General features: G+C 63.0%; 15 protein-coding genes and 1 tRNA gene. 12 read left to right on the forward strand and 4 right to left on the reverse strand.

All coding sequences use genetic code 11. The features are described 5' to 3' along the window. Positions 1-60: 60 nt before the first annotated feature. From argE to pnuC, 8 genes are all read left to right on the forward strand, one after another. Positions 61-1233, forward strand: coding sequence for an acetylornithine deacetylase (gene argE / locus ACEOAC_RS11660; protein ID WP_077236873.1), 1173 nt, complete (start codon positions 61-63; stop codon positions 1231-1233). A gap of 347 nt (positions 1234-1580) precedes the next feature. Beyond that, entirely contained in the window at positions 1581-2387 is an 807-nt protein-coding gene (locus tag ACEOAC_RS11665) for a TatD family hydrolase (RefSeq protein WP_102662074.1), read from the forward strand. Then, positions 2387-4876 carry a DNA internalization-related competence protein ComEC/Rec2 gene (locus ACEOAC_RS11670; RefSeq protein WP_413628859.1) on the forward strand — a complete coding sequence of 830 codons (2490 nt, stop codon included), beginning with the start codon at positions 2387-2389 and terminating at the stop codon, positions 4874-4876. Before ACEOAC_RS11665 ends, ACEOAC_RS11670 begins: the two co-directional genes overlap by 1 nt. Before the next feature lie 98 nt (positions 4877-4974). Then, entirely contained in the window at positions 4975-5784 is an 810-nt protein-coding gene (locus tag ACEOAC_RS11675) for an alpha/beta fold hydrolase (RefSeq protein ID WP_241811681.1), read from the forward strand. Positions 5785-5984: 200 nt separating this feature from the next. After that, a complete protein-coding gene (locus ACEOAC_RS11680; protein ID WP_006464011.1) occupies positions 5985-7637 on the forward strand; it encodes a CTP synthase in 1653 nt (550 codons plus the stop codon). Between the two features lie 113 nt (positions 7638-7750). Further along, positions 7751-9034 (forward strand): phosphopyruvate hydratase, encoded by a 1284-nt coding sequence (gene eno, locus ACEOAC_RS11685; RefSeq protein ID WP_006464010.1) that lies wholly within the window; start codon positions 7751-7753, stop codon positions 9032-9034. Positions 9035-9087: 53 nt separating this feature from the next. Continuing rightward, a complete protein-coding gene (ftsB, locus tag ACEOAC_RS11690; protein ID WP_413444018.1) occupies positions 9088-9480 on the forward strand; it encodes a cell division protein FtsB in 393 nt (130 codons plus the stop codon). A 49-nt stretch (positions 9481-9529) separates the two neighbouring features. Beyond that, the gene (gene pnuC, locus ACEOAC_RS11695; protein ID WP_413444017.1) at positions 9530-10135 is read left to right on the forward strand and encodes a nicotinamide riboside transporter PnuC; all 606 of its coding nucleotides are present in this window, start codon (positions 9530-9532) and stop codon (positions 10133-10135) included. A gap of 33 nt (positions 10136-10168) precedes the next feature. On the opposite strand, the gene ACEOAC_RS11700 is transcribed toward pnuC, so the two are convergent. The 3 genes from ACEOAC_RS11700 to ACEOAC_RS11710 all read right to left on the reverse strand — a co-directional run bounded on the left by ACEOAC_RS11700 (position 10169) and on the right by ACEOAC_RS11710 (position 13499). Continuing rightward, positions 10169-11782 (reverse strand): GGDEF domain-containing protein, encoded by a 1614-nt coding sequence (locus ACEOAC_RS11700; RefSeq protein WP_413444016.1) that lies wholly within the window; start codon positions 11780-11782, stop codon positions 10169-10171. A gap of 281 nt (positions 11783-12063) precedes the next feature. Further along, positions 12064-12717, reverse strand: coding sequence for a response regulator transcription factor (locus ACEOAC_RS11705; RefSeq protein ID WP_241811679.1), 654 nt, complete (start codon positions 12715-12717; stop codon positions 12064-12066). An 83-nt stretch (positions 12718-12800) separates the two neighbouring features. Continuing rightward, a complete protein-coding gene (locus tag ACEOAC_RS11710; RefSeq protein WP_244436295.1) occupies positions 12801-13499 on the reverse strand; it encodes a sensor histidine kinase in 699 nt (232 codons plus the stop codon). Positions 13500-13671: 172 nt separating this feature from the next. Between ACEOAC_RS11710 and ACEOAC_RS11715 the strand changes: the two genes are divergently transcribed. After that, a tRNA-Arg gene (locus ACEOAC_RS11715) sits at positions 13672-13748 on the forward strand. Positions 13749-13847: 99 nt separating this feature from the next. Here the strand turns inward: ACEOAC_RS11715 and ACEOAC_RS11720 are convergent. Continuing rightward, positions 13848-14279: a response regulator gene (locus ACEOAC_RS11720; RefSeq protein WP_413628860.1), complete on the reverse strand. Its 432-nt coding sequence runs from the start codon at positions 14277-14279 to the stop codon at positions 13848-13850. Between the two features lie 454 nt (positions 14280-14733). On the opposite strand from ACEOAC_RS11720, the gene ACEOAC_RS11725 reads away from it, so the two are divergent. The 3 genes from ACEOAC_RS11725 (at position 14734) to ACEOAC_RS11735 (ending at position 18381) form a co-directional block, all read left to right on the forward strand. Next, positions 14734-15849, forward strand: a complete 1116-nt coding sequence (locus tag ACEOAC_RS11725; RefSeq protein WP_039875735.1) for a patatin-like phospholipase family protein — start codon at positions 14734-14736, stop codon at positions 15847-15849. A gap of 99 nt (positions 15850-15948) precedes the next feature. Next, positions 15949-17625, forward strand: a complete 1677-nt coding sequence (locus tag ACEOAC_RS11730; protein WP_413444014.1) for a methyl-accepting chemotaxis protein — start codon at positions 15949-15951, stop codon at positions 17623-17625. 210 nt (positions 17626-17835) lie between these two features. Further along, positions 17836-18381, forward strand: a complete 546-nt coding sequence (locus tag ACEOAC_RS11735; protein WP_006464001.1) for an iron transporter — start codon at positions 17836-17838, stop codon at positions 18379-18381.

Genomic DNA, 18381 nt, shown 5'->3' on the forward strand with positions numbered 1-18381 from the left:
GCCGTCTCCATGAAAGACGGCGGTGTGCTTTTGAACAGATGGAACATGGAGTCAGTGAACATGAATACCCGCCAATGGCTAGAGACCCTGGTCGCCTTCGATACCACCAGCCGCAATTCCAACCTGGAACTGATCACGACTGTGCGTGACAGTCTGGAAAAGCAGGGCATCTCCTCCTGGCTGGCGCACAACAAGGAGCAGACCAAGGCCAACCTGTTCGCGACCCTGCCGGCCACGGCTGGTCCCAATGCCGGCAGCACCGAAGGCGGCATCGTGCTCTCCGGCCACACTGACGTGGTGCCGGTGGATGGTCAGAAATGGGATACCGATCCTTTCAAGATCACCGAGAAGGATGGCAGCCTGTTCGGTCGCGGCACCTGCGACATGAAGGGTTTCATCGCCACCTCGCTGGCTCTGGTGCCGGAATTCCTGGCCATGCCGCGTACCAAGCCGATCCACCTGGCCTTTTCCTATGACGAGGAAATCGGCTGCATCGGCGCGCCGGTGATGCTGGAAGAGATCGTCAAGCGCGGTATCAAGGTGGACGGCTGCGTGGTCGGTGAACCCACCAGCATGAACGTGGTGGTAGCGCACAAGGGCATCAACGTATTCGCCTGCAAGGTGCACGGCAAGTCGGCGCACTCCTCGCTCACGCCACAGGGCTGCAATGCCATCGAGCATGCGGCGCGCCTGATCTGCGCCATCCGCGACTTTGCCGATGGCTACAAGGCCAATGGCCCCTACGACCAGTTCTTCGACGTGCCTTTCAGCACCATGACCACCAACCAGATCCGTGGCGGCATTGCGGTCAACACCATCCCCGAGCTGTGCGAGTTCACCTATGAATTCCGCAACCTGCCGGGCATGAGCGTGGCCGACATCCAGGCCCAGATCGACAAGTACGTCGCCGAGGTGCTGCTGCCGAAGATGCGCAGCGAATTCCCGGAGGCCCGCATCGAAATCGACAACTTCGCCGGCAGCCCGGCGCTGGAAGCGGTGGAGCAGGCGGCCATCACCGAACTGGTGCGCGCCCTCACGGGAGACCGCGAGACCCGCAAGGTGGCCTATGGCACCGAAGCCGGGCTGTTCCAGCAGATCGGTATCCCCACCATCGTCTGCGGTCCTGGCGACATCGGCAATGCCCACAAGCCCAACGAGTTCGTGACGCTGGCCCAGATGGAGCGCTGCGAGCAGTTCCTGCGCAAGCTGGGCAAGTCGCTGCAGCCGGCCTGATCCGGCCTTGCCGTCCATTGAGGCTGGGGAGGACGTGAAGGGCACAAAGGACAGAAAGGACGCGAATGATCGCGTCCTTTTTTACGTCCGCATTCAGACTTGTTTCACCCGTGTATCCGAAGAAGTGCGGGGTAATTCTTTACGATTGTTAATGGCTGCAAGCGTGGCTTAGACGGTAAACTGCCGTCTCTGGCTCCGGGGCGTCCCGGAGTTGCTGTAAAAATAATAATGCGCTTCGGGGGAAGCAAGCCGGACAGGCAAGGGTGCGATCCCCGTGGCGTGTGTCGTCATCCGGAAGCGTTCTCCCGTGGGTGGGGTTTCCGATTTTTCGCCAGGCCAGCCAAACCATGTGGGTCGATACGCACTGTCATCTCGACGCCGGAGAATTCGGCGCCCGTTCCCCAGCCGTTGCCGACGAGGCCGCGCAGGCCGGGGTGCGGGCCATCGTGATCCCGGCCATCGCGCGCGTCAATTTCGACACGGTCGGGCGCCTGGCGCGGCAAGTCGGCAATGCGGTCTATGCGCTGGGCATCCATCCGCTATATGTGCCCACGGCCCAGGAAGCTGACCTGCAGGTGCTGCGCGAGGCCATCGCCAGTGCGCTGGAAGACCCGCTGTTCGTGGGCATTGGCGAGATCGGGCTGGATTTCTTCGTGCCGGCCCTGAAGGAGGCGCCGCTGCGGGAAAAGCAGGAGTTCTTCTTCGCCGAACAGCTGAAGCTGGCGCGTGACTTCCAGCTGCCGGTGCTGCTGCACGTGCGGCGTTCGCAGGACATCATCTTGAAGCATCTGCGCCGCATCCGCGTTCCCGGCGGCATCGCCCATGCCTTCAACGGCAGCGACCAGCAGGCGCGCACCTTCGTCGAGCTGGGATTGCACCTGGGCTTCGGCGGTGCCATGACCTTCCCGCGCTCGCTGCAGATTCGTCGCCTGGCGGCCGAATTGCCGTTGTCGTCCATCGTGCTGGAGACCGACGCGCCCGATATCTCGCCGGCCTGGCGCCACCCCGACATCAACACCCCCGACCAGATTCCGCGCATCGGCGAGGTCCTGGCCGAGCTGCGCCAGATGCCGCTGCACGAGATCGCGGCTGCCACCACCGCCAATGCCCAGGCCGCGCTGCCGCGGCTGGCGCACGCCGGGCTGGGTCTCTGATGCGCGCACTGATCATCGGTTTCGCACTGGGTGCAGGCCTGCTGCAACTGCAATCGCAGTTGCCCGGCATCGAGTGGTATGTGATCGGGCTGGTGCTGGCGGGCTTGCTGGCCTTCACCGCCCGCCGCTTCTGGCAACCCTTCCTGCGCGTGCCGCTGCTGCTGACCTGTGGGGCCTGGCTGGGGTTCCTGTGGGCGGCTTCGTTTGCGCTCTATTACCTGGATCAGGAACTGCCGGCGGCCTGGGAAGGGCATGACGTCACCGTCATCGGTACCGTGGCCGATCTGCCTTCGCCGACGGGGCAGGGCCTGCGTTTCCGTTTCGATGTCGAACAGGTGGTGCTGCAGGGCGGGGTGAAGCCGCCCATCCCGCCACGGCTGGCCTTGAGCTGGTATGGCAATCAGCGCTACCAGGCGCCCACCGAGGATGGCGAACAGGCTGCGCCGGCGCGGCTGGCCTTGCCGGACCTGCGACCGGGCGAGCGCTGGCGCCTGCAGGTGCGCTTGAAGCGTCCGCATGGCAATGCCAATCCGGATGGCTTCGACTATGAATTGTGGCTGCTGCAGGATGACGTGCGGGCCACCGGCTATGTGGTTGGGCGGCCGGCAGCGGCTTCCGCGCCTGCCTCGGCGGTGAATCGTCGTCTTGATGCCTTCGTATGGACGCCCTGGCATGTGATCGATACCGCACGCGGCTGGCTGCGCGACCGCGTCTACCAGGCCTTGCCGGATGCGCCCTATGCGGGCATGATCGCGGCGCTGGTCATGGGCGACCAGCGCGGCATCAGCCAGGCCGACTGGAATGTCTTCAACGGCACCGGCATCGGTCACCTGATGGCCATCTCCGGCTTGCACATCACCATGCTGGCGGCCTTGTGCGGCGGTCTGGCCAGCTGGCTGTGGCGGCGCTCCTTCTTTACCGGCGCGCAGTTGCCGCTGCGCCTGCCGGCGCAGAAGGTGGCGGTGATCGTCGGCATGCTGGTGGCCTTGCTGTATGTGTTGCTGGCCGGGTTTGGCGTGCCGGCGCAGCGTACGCTCTACATGCTGGTGGTGGTCGGCATTGCCTTCTGGCGCGGGCGCATCGTGCGGGTCTCGGTGGTGCTGTGCCTGGCGCTGGCGCTGGTAGTGCTGCTGGACCCGTGGTCGCTGATGTGGCCGGGCTTCTGGCTGTCGTTCGGGGCGGTGGCCCTGCTGCTGTATGGCACGGTGGGGCGCATGCAGCCGCCGCAGGCGATGGTGGCGGCCGCGGCCAGCAAGCACTGGGGCGCGGCGCTGGTGCAGCGGATCAAGGAGGCCAGCCACGCGCAGTACGTGGTCACGCTGGGCCTGGTGCCGCTGACGATGCTGCTGTTCGGGCAGTATTCGCTGGTCAGTCCCATTGCCAATGCCATCGCCATTCCGCTGGTGTCATTGGTGATCACGCCGCTGGCGCTGGTGGGTAGCGTGCTGCCGACCGTGCTGGCGCAGTTCGTGCTGCAGGTGCCGCACCTGTTGCTGGTGTGGCTGGCCGATCTCCTGCAGGTGCTCAGTGCCATGCCGTGGGCGGTCTGGCAGACGCCCTTGCCCAATGGCTGGGTATTCGCCCTGGCCCTGGGCGGCACCTTGCTGGTGCTGGCGCCGCGCGGCTGGCCGGTACGCTGGCTGGGCTTGTTCGGATGGTTGCCGCTGCTGCTCAATGCCCCCGTGGCACCGGCCGAAGGCAGCATGCGGGTGACCGCCTTCGATGTCGGGCAGGGCATGGCGGTGCTGGTGGAAACCCCGGGCCATCGCCTGCTGTATGACACCGGTCCCTATTACAGCGCCGAATCAGACGGTGCGACCCGGGTGATCCTGCCGTATCTGCGCGCGCGGGGCATCGATCATCTGGACCGGGTGGTGATCTCGCACAATGACAATGATCATTCGGGCGGGGCCGTGTCCCTGTTCAAGAACATGGCCGTGGACAGCGTGTATTCGTCGCTGGCGGAGGATAGCCCCATCCTGCGCGTAGCACCGCTGGCCACGCGCTGCGAGGCGGGTCAGTCGTGGAACTGGGACGGCATCGGCTTCACCATGCTGCATCCCACGCCAGCCAGCTATGAGAGCGACAAATGGCGTCCCAATGCCCGCAGTTGCGTGCTGAAGGTGCAGATCGGCCGACAGTCGGTGCTGCTGGCCGGAGATATCGAGGCGGTGCAGGAAGACGAACTGCTCAACGGTCGCATGGCCGAGCGCCTGCCTTCGACGGTGCTGCTGGCGCCGCATCATGGCAGCGGCACCTCGTCCACCGAACCCTTCCTGCGGGCGGTGCGGCCGGAGCTGGCGGTGTTCCAGGTCGGGTACCGCAATCGCTTCAACCATCCCAGGCCGGATGTCTACGAGCGCTATGGCCGGCTGGGCATACGCCGTCTGCGGACCGACGAATCCGGCGCGCTGACCATGACCCTGGGCGACCAGTTGCAAGTGGAGCAATATCGCAAGCAGCACGCGCGTTACTGGTACGGCCGCTAGGCCTGCACTGAGGTGCATTTCGCGATGCGGGAAAATAGCACGCTCGCGGCCCCGGCCGTTTTGCTATGCTGCCGCCATTGTCTTGCATCCCGGTCTCCATGCACCTTCCCATCCTGCATTTTGCCCATGCCAACAGTTACCCGGCGGGTACCTATGGCATGTTCTTCGACCAGTTGCGCGCCCATTACGATGTGCGCGCCCTGGCCATCCATGCCCATGATCCGCGCTTTCCGGTCGATGACGGCTGGCGCACCCTGGCGCGGGAGCTGCGCGAGGAGCTGGAGCGCAGCTACCACGCGCCGGTGATCCTGGTCGGCCATTCCATGGGCGGCATCCTGTCACTGATGGCGGCCCGCAAACGCCCGCAACTGGTGCGCTGCGTGGTGCTGCTGGATTCGCCGATCGTGGCGGGCTGGCGGGCGCAGGTGTTGCGCCTGTCCAAGCTGTTCAAGTATGAGAGCCGCTACTCGCCCTCGGTGGCGTCGGCGCGGCGGCGCGAGCACTGGCCCGATATCGAGGCGGCCTACCAGCACTATGCGGCCAAGGCGCTGTTCGCGGCCTGGCCGCAGCAGGTGCTGCGTGACTACGTGGCACACGGCCTGGAGCCGCACGCCGGCGGGGGAGTGCGCCTGCGCTTCTCGCGCGAGACCGAAACGGCGGTCTATCGCACCATTCCCCATCATCTGGGACGTGTCCTGCGCCAGCCTTATCCGGTGCCGATCGGCTTCGTCGGCGGTGTCGATTCGGTGGAATGCCGGCTGGCCGGGCTGGAGGCCACGCGCCGGCTGGTGGGGCCGCACTTCCGCCAGATTCCCGGCGGCCATCTGTTCCCGATGGAGTCGCCCGTACAGGCCGCCCAGGCGACGCACGCCATGATAAGCGAGCTGTTGCAGGGCCGTCCGGGCTGAACCAAACTGCACATACAGAGTCAAGAAGCTGAACCCTGGCTGAAGCCTATAAGAGGCCCGCTCCGGTAAGAATGTTTTCCTGCTGCAAGTTTGGCGAAGTCGCGACATCGGCGACACTTATCGCAGCCTGTCTTAAAAAACGAGCGCATTTTGGGGTATAATTTGAATTTCCCGCATGTGCCGTTCGGCACTCATCTGTAATGACCAAGTTTGTATTTGTCACTGGCGGCGTCGTGTCTTCCCTGGGTAAAGGGATTGCCGCCGCGTCCCTGGCTGCGATCCTCGAATCGCGCGGCCTCAAAGTCACTCTCCTCAAGCTCGATCCCTACATCAACGTCGACCCCGGCACGATGAGCCCGTTGCAACACGGTGAAGTGTTCGTCACCGACGACGGCGCCGAGACCGACCTCGACCTGGGCCACTACGAGCGTTTCATCTCGGCCAAGATGAAGAAGGTGAACAACTTCACCACCGGCCAGGTGTATGAATCGGTGATCCGCAAGGAGCGCCGTGGCGAGTACCTGGGCAAGACCGTCCAGGTGATTCCGCACATCACCAACGAGATCCAGGAATTCATCCATCGTGGCGCCGAAGGCTTTGACGTGGCGCTGGTGGAAATCGGCGGCACCGTCGGTGACATCGAATCGCTGCCCTTCCTGGAAGCGGCGCGCCAGCTGAGCCTGCGCTCGGGCCGCAACGCCACCGCCTTCGTGCACCTGACCCTGGTTCCCTTCCTGGCCTCGGCCGGCGAACTCAAGACCAAGCCCACCCAGCACAGCGTGCAGAAGCTGCGCGAGATCGGCATCCTGCCTGACGCGCTGCTGTGCCGTGCCGACCGCCGCATCCCGGACGACGAACGCGACAAGATCTCGCTGTTCTCCAACGTGCCGGCTGATGCCGTCATTTCGGTCTGGGATGCCGATACCATCTATAAGATTCCGCAGATGCTGCACGACCAGGGTCTGGATACCATCATCTGCGAAAAGCTGGGCCTGTCGCCCAAGGCGGCCGATCTGTCGATGTGGGACAAGCTGATCGATGCGCAGAACAATCCTTCGCACGAAGTCACCATCGGCATGGTCGGCAAGTATGTCGACCTGACCGAGTCCTACAAGTCGCTGACCGAAGCGCTGCGCCACGCCGGCATCCATACCGGCAGCCGCGTCAACATCGAATACCTGGATTCGGAAGAGATCGAAGCCAACGGTACCGACGGTCTGGGCAAGTATGACGCCATCCTGGTGCCGGGCGGCTTCGGCAAGCGCGGCGTGGAGGGCAAGATCGCCGCCGCCCGCTATGCCCGCGAAAACAAGGTGCCTTACCTGGGCATCTGCCTGGGCATGCAAGTGGCGTTGCTGGAATACGCCCGCAACAAGGCGGGCCTGACCAAGGCCAACTCGACCGAGTTCGATCCGGACACCGAACAGCCGGTCGTGGCCCTGATCGACGAATGGCAGAACCACGACGGCAAGGTCGAGCGCCGCGATGCCAATTCCGACCTGGGCGGCACCATGCGCCTGGGTGCGCAGACCTGCGCCGTCAAGCCGGGTACCCTGGCCGCGGAAATCTACGGCGACAGCGTGACCGAGCGTCACCGCCATCGCTATGAGGCCAACAACTTCTACCTCGGTCGCGTGGAAGAGGCCGGCATGGTGGTCTCTGCCCGTACCCCGTCCGAAGATCTGTGCGAGATCATGGAATTGCCGCGCTCCGGCGAGAACGCTCACCCGTTCTACATCGGCGTGCAATACCACCCGGAGTTCAAGTCCACTCCGCGTGACGGCCATCCGCTGTTCATCTCGTACATCCGCGCGGCGCTGGCGCATCACGCGGCAATCAAAGGCCAGGCGTGACGGTCTGATCGTGTGCATGAAACGGCTGCCGTCGGGCGGCCGTTTCATCATGGGCGCCCCGGCCACCGGGCCTGCACCCGCCAACAATTTTTAAAACCTTGATGGAGATCTGAATGAGTGCAATCGTTGATATTATCGGCCGCGAAGTGATCGACTCCCGTGGCAATCCCACCGTGGAATGCGATGTGCTGCTGGAATCCGGCGTGCTGGGTCGCGCTGCCGTGCCTTCGGGCGCATCCACCGGTTCGCGCGAAGCGATCGAACTGCGTGACGGCGACAAGAGCCGCTACTTCGGCAAGGGCGTGCTGCAAGCCTGCGAAAACATCAACACCGAAATCTCGGAAGCCATCATGGGCCTGGACGCCAATGAGCAAGCCTTCCTGGATCGCACCCTGATCGACCTGGACGGTACCGAGAACAAGAGCCGCCTGGGCGCCAACGCCATGCTGGCCGTGTCCATGGCCGTGGCCAAGGCTGCCGCTGAAGAAGCCGGCCTGCCGCTGTATCGCTACTTCGGTGGCAGCGGTTCCATGCAGATGCCGGTGCCGATGATGAACGTCATCAACGGTGGCGCGCACGCCGACAACAACCTGGACATCCAGGAATTCATGATCATCCCGGTGGGCGCACCGAGCTTCCGTGAAGCCCTGCGCTACGGTGCCGAGGTGTTCCACACCCTGAAGAAGATCCTGCATGACCGCGGCCTGGCCACCTCGGTGGGCGACGAAGGCGGCTTCGCACCCAACGTCTCCAGCCACGAAGAAGCCATCAAGCTGATCATCGAAGCCATCGAGAAGGCTGGCTACGAGCCGGGTACCCAGATCGCCCTGGGCCTGGACTGCGCCGCTTCCGAGTACTACAAGGACGGCAACTACCACCTGGCCGGTGAAAACATGGTGCTGACCCCGGCCCAGAAGACGGGTCTCCTGGCCTCCTGGTGCGACAAGTACCCCATCATCAGCATCGAAGACGGCATGGCCGAGAACGACTGGGCTGGCTGGAAGCTCTTGACCGAAACCCTGGGCAAGAAGGTGCAGCTGGTGGGCGACGACCTGTTCGTCACCAACACCAAGATCCTGAAGGAAGGCATCGACAAGGACATCGCCAATTCCATCCTGATCAAGATCAACCAGATCGGCACCCTGACCGAGACCTTCGCCGCCATCGAAATGGCCAAGCGCGCCGGCTACACCGCCGTGATCTCGCACCGTTCGGGCGAAACCGAAGACTCGACCATCGCCGATATCGCCGTCGGCATGAACGCACTGCAGATCAAGACCGGCTCCATGTCGCGTTCGGATCGCATGGCCAAGTACAACCAGCTGCTGCGTATCGAGGAAGACCTGGGCGATATCGCCAGCTACCCGGGCCGCGCTGCGTTCTACAACCTGAAGTAACACATTTGCGGCGCCCACCCTGAAGGCAGGCGCCGCAAAGAGAGCTCCCGGCTATGCGCCTGATCATCCTCTGCCTGTCCTTCCTGCTGGTGTTGATCCAGTACCCGCTCTGGCTGGGCAAGGGCGGCTGGTTCAAGGTCTGGGAGCTCGACCGTCAGGTCCAGCTGGCGCACAAGAAGAACGACGAACTCAAGGAGCGCAACGCCAAGCTCGCCTCCGAAGTGGACGACCTGAAGCAATCCAAGGGCGCCGTCGAAGAACGTGCGCGTTTCGAGCTGGGCATGATCAAGCAGAACGAAATCTTCGTGCAACTGCTCGATGGCAGTTCCGGCAAGCCCGCCAATGCCGCCAATCCGAATCCCTACATGCCTGGTTCCGGGCAACCCAACAGCGTCTCCATTCCCGCCAACGCACCTGCGGGTGGCGTGCGCGCGGCTACGCGCTAATGGTCTGATACGCTCCTGAATCTGCCTGCTGCTGCATGAGTCCCGCTGCATGAGTCCCGACACTCCGCTGACCTGGTTCGGCCTCACCACCACGCCGCTGGAGCTGGTGTCTTTCGTCCTGGCCGTGCTGACGGTCTGGCTCAATATCGGTCAGAACCACTGGGCCTGGCTGTTTTCCATCCTGTCCTCGCTGCTGTATGCCGCCGTGTTTGTCGACGCGCGCCTGTATGGCGACGCCGGCCTGCAGTTCGTCTTCGTAGCGGTGTCGGTATGGGGCTGGTATCAATGGCTGCGTGGCGGCGAGCAGCACCGGCCGCTGCAGGTGTCGACCTTGACGCGATCCGGCTGGGCCATGATGGCGACCGCCTGGCTGGCCGGGTGGTGGCTGCTGTCCTGGTTCCTGCAGCGCTACACCGATACCGACGTGCCGCACATGGATGGCTTCCTGACCGCCGGCAGCCTGGTGGGGCAGTTCCTGCTCTCGCGCAAGAAGCTGGAGAACTGGCTGGTGTGGATCGCGGTGGACGTGCTCTACGTCGGCCTGTACCTGTACAAGCACCTGACGCTGACGGCCATGCTCTATGCGCTGTTCGTGGTGATGGCCGCCGCCGGCTGGCGACGCTGGAAGCTGGCCGGCAGCGGCAGTCCGTACTGAGGCCGTACGGAGCTGCTGCGCCCGGCGCTGCGGTTAGGCCAGCGGTGCGGCACCGGCAGGTGGTTCGGCAAAGATGATGCGGTTCTTGCCGGCGTTCTTGGCCTTGTAGAGGGCGACGTCGGCGCGCTTGAGCAGCTCTGCCTGGCTCTCTCCCGGGTGGTAGACCGCCACGCCGGCACTGAAGGTGATCAGCAGGCGCTGGCTCTCGTGCATGAAGATGCGCTTGGTCAGTTCGCGCTGTACCCGCGTGATGATCTGTACCGCATCCTGCGGCGTGGTCTCGGGCATCAGCACCACGAATTCCTCGCCACCGAAGCGGGCGATCACATCCAGCTTGCGCAGCGTCTCCTTGATCACCTGCACCATGTGCACCAGCACTTCGTCACCAGTGGCATGGCCATGGGTGTCGTTGATGCGCTTGAAATCATCCAGGTCCAGCAGGGCCACGCATAGCGGCGTGTCGCGCCGTACTGCATTGGCGATCTCGCGGTCCAGCGATTCGTCCATGCCACGGCGGTTCAGGCTGCCGGTCAACTGGTCTTCGCGCACCAGTTCGCCCATCTGCTGCAGCTGCTGCTCCAGGGTGTGGATGCGATCTTCGGCCTTTTCCACTTCCTGGCGCGCATCTTCCATGGCGTCGCGCGAGCGGGTCGCTTCTTCCTGCGCCTTCTGGGTTTCGCTCATGATCTCGCTGAGCACGCTGTTGAGGTCGGCGATGTTGCCGGCCTGGCTGATCTGCTGCGAGAAACCGCGAATCGTGCGCTGGTAGTTGTCAGTGGTGGAGACCATGGCCGAGAGCCGGTCCACGAAGGTCAGCATCATGTTCTTGACCACCACCTTTTCCTCGGACAGGGTGTTCTTCAGCAGACCCTGCTTGTAGATCACTTCCTTGAGGTTCTTGGTGGCGTCGGCCAGCGAGGTGCTGCTGAGCGGCCCGGCGATCAGGCTTTGTACCGTTTCGATCTGGCTGGACAACCAGGAGCCCTGTTCCAGCAGGCCGTTGATGTTTTCCAGCAGCAACTGGAACAGGCGCATCAGCAGGTCCTGCTGCTGGGCCATGTCATCGGTCTTGAGCTCGATCTGGAAGCTCAGTTGCTTGACGCGGGCGATGATGTCGTTCATCGCCTGTTCCGAGAAGGCGGTCTTCAGGTCCTGGCCGCTGTCGCGCGATTCGTTGGCCAGCTCCGGCGCGGTCGAGAGCAGCGAGGGCAGGTTGAATACCAGCACCCGTGCCAGCATTTCGCGCAGCATCTTTTCCTTCTTGCTGTCGCGGATGAACTGGCGCTCCAGATCGATGGGGACCAGCTCGCCGTGCGGCACCACGGGTGCGGCCGGAGCGATAGGGCGGCTCTGCCAGTTGGCGTCGGAGAATTCCAGCAGCTGGCGCTCGAATTCTGCCCAGTCGCCGTTGTCGCGGGCGCGTACCAGCCGCGTTCCCAGGAGACCATTTTCTCCCGGCTGGCGCGACAGCTTGGTGGCGAAATTTCCCAATACGGCTTCGGCTGTCACGCCAGGGGCATCCCCCTGGATTTCTTCATAGGCGATGCGGTACGCGTCGGGAGTGGGCGCGATGCGCCTGGCCCCCAGTCGCTGGAAAGCTTCTCGGGCGATCTCGACAGGCGTGAGCGTGGTCGGTTTCTTGGACATGCCGGCTGACTCTATTGTTGGTGTGTATGTCGGTTTGCGACAGGGAGTTCCTTACGGTATCGGCGCACAGGCGTATTGCTTGAGCACTGTTGCCGACCGGCGATCACCTGGCAGACGCCGACAGGTCCCCCTGCTGCCGACAGTCCGTTGTCAGCCTCCTGAATGGGAGGGACAAAATGACAACTAATTGTACGTCAGCGCCTTTTCGCGGCATGCATTTAATAGGGGGAGAAAAGGGCCGCATCAGCCAAAGCAGCTGCGGCTGTCTGTTTCTGTCTCTTTTATTCCACCAGATTGTTCTTGAGCGCGTAGTGGGTCAGTTCGGCGTTGTGACGCATCTTCATCTTGGCCAGTACCCGCGAGCGGTACATGCTGATGGTCTTGACCGAGAGTAGCAGCTCGGCGGCGATGTCGCTGACGGTCTTGCCGGAGGCGATCATGACCATGGTCTGGTATTCGCGGTCGGACAGGGTTTCGTGCAGGGGGGTGTCGTGATCGAAGCCGATCTGGGTGGCCAGTTCCTGCGCCAGTGAGGGACTGACGTACTTGCGGCCGGAAGCGGCCTGGCGGATGGCGGCCAGCAGTTCGGCGGGCGCCGCCTGCTTGTTGAGGAAGCCAGCGGCACCGGCCTTGAGGGCGCGGATGGCGTATTGATCTTCGCGGTGCACGGAGAGGATCAGCACCGGCAAATTGGGTTGCTCCTTGCGGATCTGCTTGAGGATGTCGATGCCGTTGCGGTCGGGGAGCACGATGTCCAGCAACATGACGTTGCCATCGCCTTCGCGCGCCAGCTTGATGGCTTCCAGGCCGTTGGCGGCATGCCCGGTCACGAGGATATCCTTGGTGCCGGCGCAGATCTGGCGCAGACCCTCGCGCACGATGGCGTGGTCATCAGCGATCAGGACCTTGATGGCGGCGGTGACTTTCTTGCTCATGGGCGGGCGCTTGGTTCCTCTGGAGGTGCTGCGGATGGCGCCGGCCGGGTAGGCTGCGCGAGGCCGTATTCTATAGCGTTCGCTCAGAGAGGGACAGGCATCCGGAGGACGATGCTGCTGCCGCCCTCGCTCCCTTTGCTGCCACCGCGTTCCAGCGCCAGGCTGGCGCCCAGCGCCTGTGCGCGCTGTCGCATGTTGCGCAGGCCCTGTCCGTGCTGGCGCACGGCCTGCGGGACGAAGCCGATGCCGTTGTCGGTAATGGCCAGCAGCAGGGTGCCGTTCGCCAGGGTGAGCTTTACGTCGATCTGGCTGGCCTGTGCATGGCGCACGGCATTGTTGAGCGCCTCACGCGCGATGCGCAGCAGGCTCAGCACCACGAATTCGTCCTGCAGCGGCAGCGCGGAAGGACTGTCGAGCCTGCACGGCAGCCCGCTCTGCCGGGTGACTTGGCGGCACTGCCAGGCAAGGGCGTCGACCAGGCCGAATTCAACGATGGGCGGACGCAGGTCATCGATGATCTGGTCCATGCTCTGGTGCGCCTGCGCCAGCAGTTCCCGGGCGTAGTCGGCATGGCCGAGGGCGGATCCGGTGTCGCCGCCTGCGCTCAGCTGCTCCCGCAACTGGCCCAGCGCCATGCCGATACCGACCAACTGGGCACCCAGCTCATCGTGCAGGTCGCGCGCGATGCGGGCGCGCTCTTGCTCGCGGATGCGCTGTTCGTGCGTCAGGTCGGTAGCGGCGTGGTCGGGCATGGGGCAGGGTGGGGTGGATCGAGTCGCCATCATAGCCGCTGGGCGAGATGCGGTCATCTCCGGCATGCTGCGCAAGGGTGCGGATCAGCTTAGTCGGAAGTGAAGGGGCAGGGAGTTTCTTGGTAATTATTCTGCAAATCCAGGAAATTTCGCGGCAGGGGCTTCCCAAAGGCAAAAACTTGCTGCTATAATTTTGTTTTTCGCGGCTGTAGCTCAGCTGGATAGAGTACTTGGCTACGAACCAAGGGGTCGTGGGTTCGATTCCTGCCAGCCGCACCAGATATGAAGGGTCCATCGCAAGATGGACCCTTTTGTCTTTCTGGTCCCGCCTTTTTGCCTTCCTTCTGCTTTCTCCCCCGATTCTTCTCGCCTTCTTCCCTAGTCCGCTTTCTGGCTGTCAGTCGGGAGCCAGCGTGCGACGGTGTCACTGACGACCTGCATGAATTCACGGGCATCCACCGGCTTGACGATGTAGTCGCTGGCGCCTGCCGTGCGCGAGCGGGCGGCGTCGGTCTCATCGTAGGAAGTGGCGAACATGACCACCGGCAGCGCTTGTGTAAGCGGATGGGAGCGCAGCAGATGCAGCAATTCCAGCCCTTCCATGCGGGGCAGGCGTGGCTCGATGAAGATCATGATGGGAAGGGCTTCCGGCTGGCTTTGCGCCTGCGGGCTCAACAGCGACTCCATGGTGTGCTCGGCATCCTCGAACCAGCCGAAGGCGCAATCCAGCTTGCTGCGCCAGAGGCTGAAACGCGCCAGTTCCACCGACTCCGGACTGGGATCGACCATCAATATGCTGGGGCGGGACATGCGTATGAAAGGAGCTGGACCTGTGTTTTTTTAGATATGGCACTTTTTTGCCCGCCAAGTTTGACATACGGAGTTACATAAATCCATTGCTGTTTGCTCACCGTCCGCCGGCCCGCGCCGCTGGTGGGCCCTTGCGCGGTGGTCCGATCATTGGCGTCCAGTGCCAGCGTCCTCCGATCTAGCCTATTTTGCTTACGCCAAAATGACAGATCGGTACTTTTTACGCCCGGCGCTTGCCCTATGTCCCCGCTGCCCCCTCCCTGTCTGGCTCATTAAATTTCTGAATGCCAGATATGAGGTAATAAAATCTCGCACTGCAGCATTTTGACGTTGCCCCTCGGCTATATTTCCACCGTGCGTAAAAGTTACGTTGCCGCGGTAAGGAAATGCGGTATCGCGATGCTTCCGGTGCATCGCACAAAAACGGCTGGATGCCAACATAACAGGGGGTGCGATGAAAGATTCGCCAGGACGAAGCAGGAAGGCGCTGGTCATCGGGGGCGGGGCGCCCAACTCGACATTGATTGCCGGCGCGCTGGCGGCGTTTCTCGACCAGGGGGTGGAGTTCGACGTGATCTCCGCCTCGGGCGCGGGGGTGCTGATGGGGCTGTTGGCGACGGCGCCGCGCGATGTCTCGCCGCGTGAAGCACTGCTGCAATGGGCCGAGGTCGGGGTGGCCGACAGCATCTACAAGCTGTTCCCGGTCAACTACAAGGTGTTCAAGAAGCCAGGAGTGCAAGCCGAAACCTATCGTGAATCGATGCTGGGCCAACTGCCGCAGATACCGGGACTGGCCGGCAGTCCGTTTGCGGAGCTCCTGACCCGTCACTTCGCCGATGCGTCGGCCAAGTGGAACGACTGGATGCATCTGATGATGTCGGCCATGTCGCCCTCCGACCTGCATTCGGGCAGCCTGGGTCTGTGTGCCCATCTGCCCTTCCTGGAGCAGTCCATCGATTTCGGCGCTGTGCCGGGCATGCGCCCGGAATTCTTCATCAACGCCTACAACATCGACCGCCACCATATGCAGATCTGGAACAAGGACCAGATCACGCCGGCACACGTGCGGGCATCGCTGTCCTTTCCCTTCCTCTATGCGCCTACCGAAATCGACGGCGAAAACTACATCGAGGGCGCGGCACTGGATACGCTCAATTTCACCCCCTTCATTACCGACCCGGAGACTGGCGTGGCGCCAGCCGGCGAGGTCGATACTCTGGTGGTGCTGGATATCCTGGGCGAGGACCGACTCATCCGCAAGCCGCGCAATCTCTACGATGCCTGGGTGCGTTCCATCATCACGCCGCTGGTCAAGATTTCCAAGACCGAGCAGCGCCTGTTCGAGCTGGAGCACAACCGTGATCCGCAGACCGGCGCCCAGCGTCGTCAGGTGCTCAAGGTCGACCTGATGGGTGGGGTGCCACAGCAACACTGGCCGCAGGTTCTGGACTGGTCGAGTTCGAACATGCAGTTGCTGTTCGATGTGGGCTATCGCGCCGGCCTGGATTTCTGCCGGCAGCATCACGACCTGCTCGACGCTACGGCACCGGAAGCGTCGCTGGCGGCCTGATCCACCGGGCTTCATCCATCTACGCTGCCACTCCTGTTTGCGTAGTTGACGTACCACCGTGCTTCGGCACCTTTTATTCTCATCGATGGATTTTCAATCATGACCATTACCAAGCGCCTCATCATCACTCTCTCGACGGCCCTGCTGGCGCTGCTGTTCGTCGGTGCCGGCGGCCTGTGGCAATTGCAACGCGCCCAGCAGCGGCTGGAGCTGATCCAGAACCACATCATCCCGGGCATGGATAGCCTGAACCTGCTCAAGGGCTACCTGGCCGATTCGCGCCTGGCCGGCTATCGCCTCTCGGTGTTTGCCAACCTGCCCGACAAGAGCGCCTTGCAAAAAGCGGTGGACGCCGCCAACAAGGCACTGGATGAAGAGTTCGCCCACTACGAGCGCGACCTGATCTTCGATGACAAGGATCGCGCTCTGATCCATGCCGACAAGGCCAATATCGAGGCCTATCGCAAGGCGCTGGTGCCGTTCTTCGCTGCCGCCTATGCCAATGACATGGACGGCGTACGTGCCACGCTGCAAGCCGGCACGCCGCTGGCGATCTCGGCGGCGGCCGCCAAGAAGGGCTTCGACGACCACATCCTGATCGGTCGCAAGATGATTGATACCGTCAAGCAGGAGAGCGACGAGGCCTATGCCTTCGCCCTGCGCAGCATGATCGCGGTGATCGTGGTGGCGGTCCTGCTCACGGGCTTGCTGGGCATCCAGATGCTGCGTAGCGTGATCCGTAGCCTCGGCAAGATCCAGCAGACCTTTGAGCACGTCAGCCAGACCCTGGACCTGTCGCGTCCGGTGCCGGTGGAACGCATGGATGAAATCGGCCGTACCGCCGCCGCCTTCAACAAGCTGCTGGCGCGCATCGTCGACGTGGTGGCGACCACCCGCAGTTCGACCGACTCGGTCACCGTGGCGGCACGCCAGATCGCCGCCGGCAACGCCGACCTCTCGGCGCGCACCGAGCAGCAGGCCGCTGCACTGGAAGAAAGTGCCTCCAGCCTGGAACAATTGACCTCGGTGGTGCTGCAGAACACCCAGAACGCGCGCCAGGCCAATGAGCTGGCGCAATCGGCGTCGCATATCGCTTCCCAGGGTGGCGACGTGGTGCGCCAGGTGGTCGACACGATGAATTCCATCAATGATTCCTCGCGCAAGATCGTCGACATCATCGCCGTGATCGATGGCATTGCCTTCCAGACCAACATCCTGGCGCTCAACGCAGCGGTGGAAGCTGCTCGTGCCGGCGAGCAGGGACGCGGCTTTGCCGTGGTCGCATCGGAAGTGCGTTCGCTGGCCCAGCGCTCGGCGGCCGCGGCCAAGGAGATCAAGGAATTGATCGACGACTCCGTGGACAAGGTCGGCAGCGGCAGCAAGCTGGTGGAGCAGGCCGGTACCACCATGAGCGAGATCGTTGACAGCGTGCAGCGCGTGACCCAGATCGTCGGTGATATCGCCGATGCCAGCGAAGAGCAGAGCACCGGTATTTCCCAGGTCAACCAGGCGATCTCGCAGATGGATCAGGGCACCCAGCAGAATGCCGCCTTGGTGGAGGAGGCTGCCGCTGCAGCGCAAGCCCTGCAAGGGCAGGCCGAGAAACTGGAAAGCGTGGTGGCCGTGTTCAAGCTGGAACAGCGGGCTGCCGCCGGTCTGGGAGCCGCGACTGCGCCAGTGCGTTCGGTGGATGTCACGCCCAAGGCAGCACGCCTGCCGGCGACGCCGTCCCCGGTTGCCAGCCGGAAGATGGAGCCCGAGCTGGAAGAGTTCTGAGTCCCGATCCTGTCTGCGGGCCCTGAGCAAGGGGCCGCTTGCCTGCGCCAGACGCCGTCCGAGTCATTTCGGGCGGCGTTTTTGTTTGTCTTTCTGCCCACTCCAGTCAGCATTGCATTGGAAGAGTGCAGAGGTAGGCGAGCAAGACTGGCTCAAACGATGATATACTTAATGCTAATCATTATCATTTGACCACCAGGAGAATACGCAATGATCGGTTTCAAGAAACTTGCCGTCGCCGCAGTGCTGAGCATGTCCTTCGCCGGAGCCGCCTCGGCAGCTGAATACCCCATCGGCAAGCCGCAGATCCAGAACGGCTTCGAAGTCAACGCCGTCTACCTGCAGCCGGTGAAGATGGAACCGGACGGCATGATGCGCAAGGCCGAGGAATCCGACATCCACCTGGAAGCCGACATCCGCGCCGTGGCCAAGAATCCCAACGGTTTCGCCGAAGGTGACTGGATGCCTTACCTGGTCATCAAGTACGAACTGACCAAGGCCGGTTCCACCAAGTCCATCAAGGGTGACATGATGCCCATGGTCGCCAACGACGGCCCGCACTACGGCGACAACGTCAAGCTGGAAGGTCCGGGCAAGTACAAGCTGAAGCTGACCATCTCTTCGCCGCAGGCCAATGAGCATGCGCACTTCGGTCGCCACGTCGACAAGGAAACCGGCGTCGGTCCGTGGTTCAAGACCTTTGAACTGACCTATGACTTCACCTTCGCCGGCATCGGCAAGAAGGGCGGCTACTAA

Origin of the sequence: Herbaspirillum frisingense, from assembly GCF_047325095.1 — a bacterium.
Classification (GTDB): domain Bacteria; phylum Pseudomonadota; class Gammaproteobacteria; order Burkholderiales; family Burkholderiaceae_D; genus Herbaspirillum; species Herbaspirillum frisingense.

Excerpts from the sequence above, each read along its gene's own strand:
- ACEOAC_RS11665 (WP_102662074.1), top strand. The coding sequence starts at position 1,581 with ATGTGGGTCGATACGCACTGTCATCTCGACGCCGGAGAATTCGGCGCC.
- ACEOAC_RS11735 (WP_006464001.1), top strand. The coding sequence starts at position 17,836 with ATGATCGGTTTCAAGAAACTTGCCGTCGCCGCAGTGCTGAGCATGTCC.
- ACEOAC_RS11680 (WP_006464011.1), top strand. The coding sequence starts at position 5,985 with ATGACCAAGTTTGTATTTGTCACTGGCGGCGTCGTGTCTTCCCTGGGT.
- ACEOAC_RS11730 (WP_413444014.1), top strand. The coding sequence starts at position 15,949 with ATGACCATTACCAAGCGCCTCATCATCACTCTCTCGACGGCCCTGCTG.
- eno (WP_006464010.1), top strand. The coding sequence starts at position 7,751 with ATGAGTGCAATCGTTGATATTATCGGCCGCGAAGTGATCGACTCCCGT.
- pnuC (WP_413444017.1), top strand. The coding sequence starts at position 9,530 with ATGAGTCCCGACACTCCGCTGACCTGGTTCGGCCTCACCACCACGCCG.
- ACEOAC_RS11700 (WP_413444016.1), bottom strand. The coding sequence starts at position 11,782 with ATGTCCAAGAAACCGACCACGCTCACGCCTGTCGAGATCGCCCGAGAA.
- argE (WP_077236873.1), top strand. The coding sequence starts at position 61 with ATGAATACCCGCCAATGGCTAGAGACCCTGGTCGCCTTCGATACCACC.
- ACEOAC_RS11710 (WP_244436295.1), bottom strand. The coding sequence starts at position 13,499 with ATGGCGACTCGATCCACCCCACCCTGCCCCATGCCCGACCACGCCGCT.
- ACEOAC_RS11725 (WP_039875735.1), top strand. The coding sequence starts at position 14,734 with ATGAAAGATTCGCCAGGACGAAGCAGGAAGGCGCTGGTCATCGGGGGC.
- ACEOAC_RS11670 (WP_413628859.1), top strand. The coding sequence starts at position 2,387 with ATGCGCGCACTGATCATCGGTTTCGCACTGGGTGCAGGCCTGCTGCAA.
- ACEOAC_RS11705 (WP_241811679.1), bottom strand. The coding sequence starts at position 12,717 with ATGAGCAAGAAAGTCACCGCCGCCATCAAGGTCCTGATCGCTGATGAC.
- ftsB (WP_413444018.1), top strand. The coding sequence starts at position 9,088 with ATGCGCCTGATCATCCTCTGCCTGTCCTTCCTGCTGGTGTTGATCCAG.
- ACEOAC_RS11675 (WP_241811681.1), top strand. The coding sequence starts at position 4,975 with ATGCACCTTCCCATCCTGCATTTTGCCCATGCCAACAGTTACCCGGCG.
- ACEOAC_RS11720 (WP_413628860.1), bottom strand. The coding sequence starts at position 14,279 with ATGTCCCGCCCCAGCATATTGATGGTCGATCCCAGTCCGGAGTCGGTG.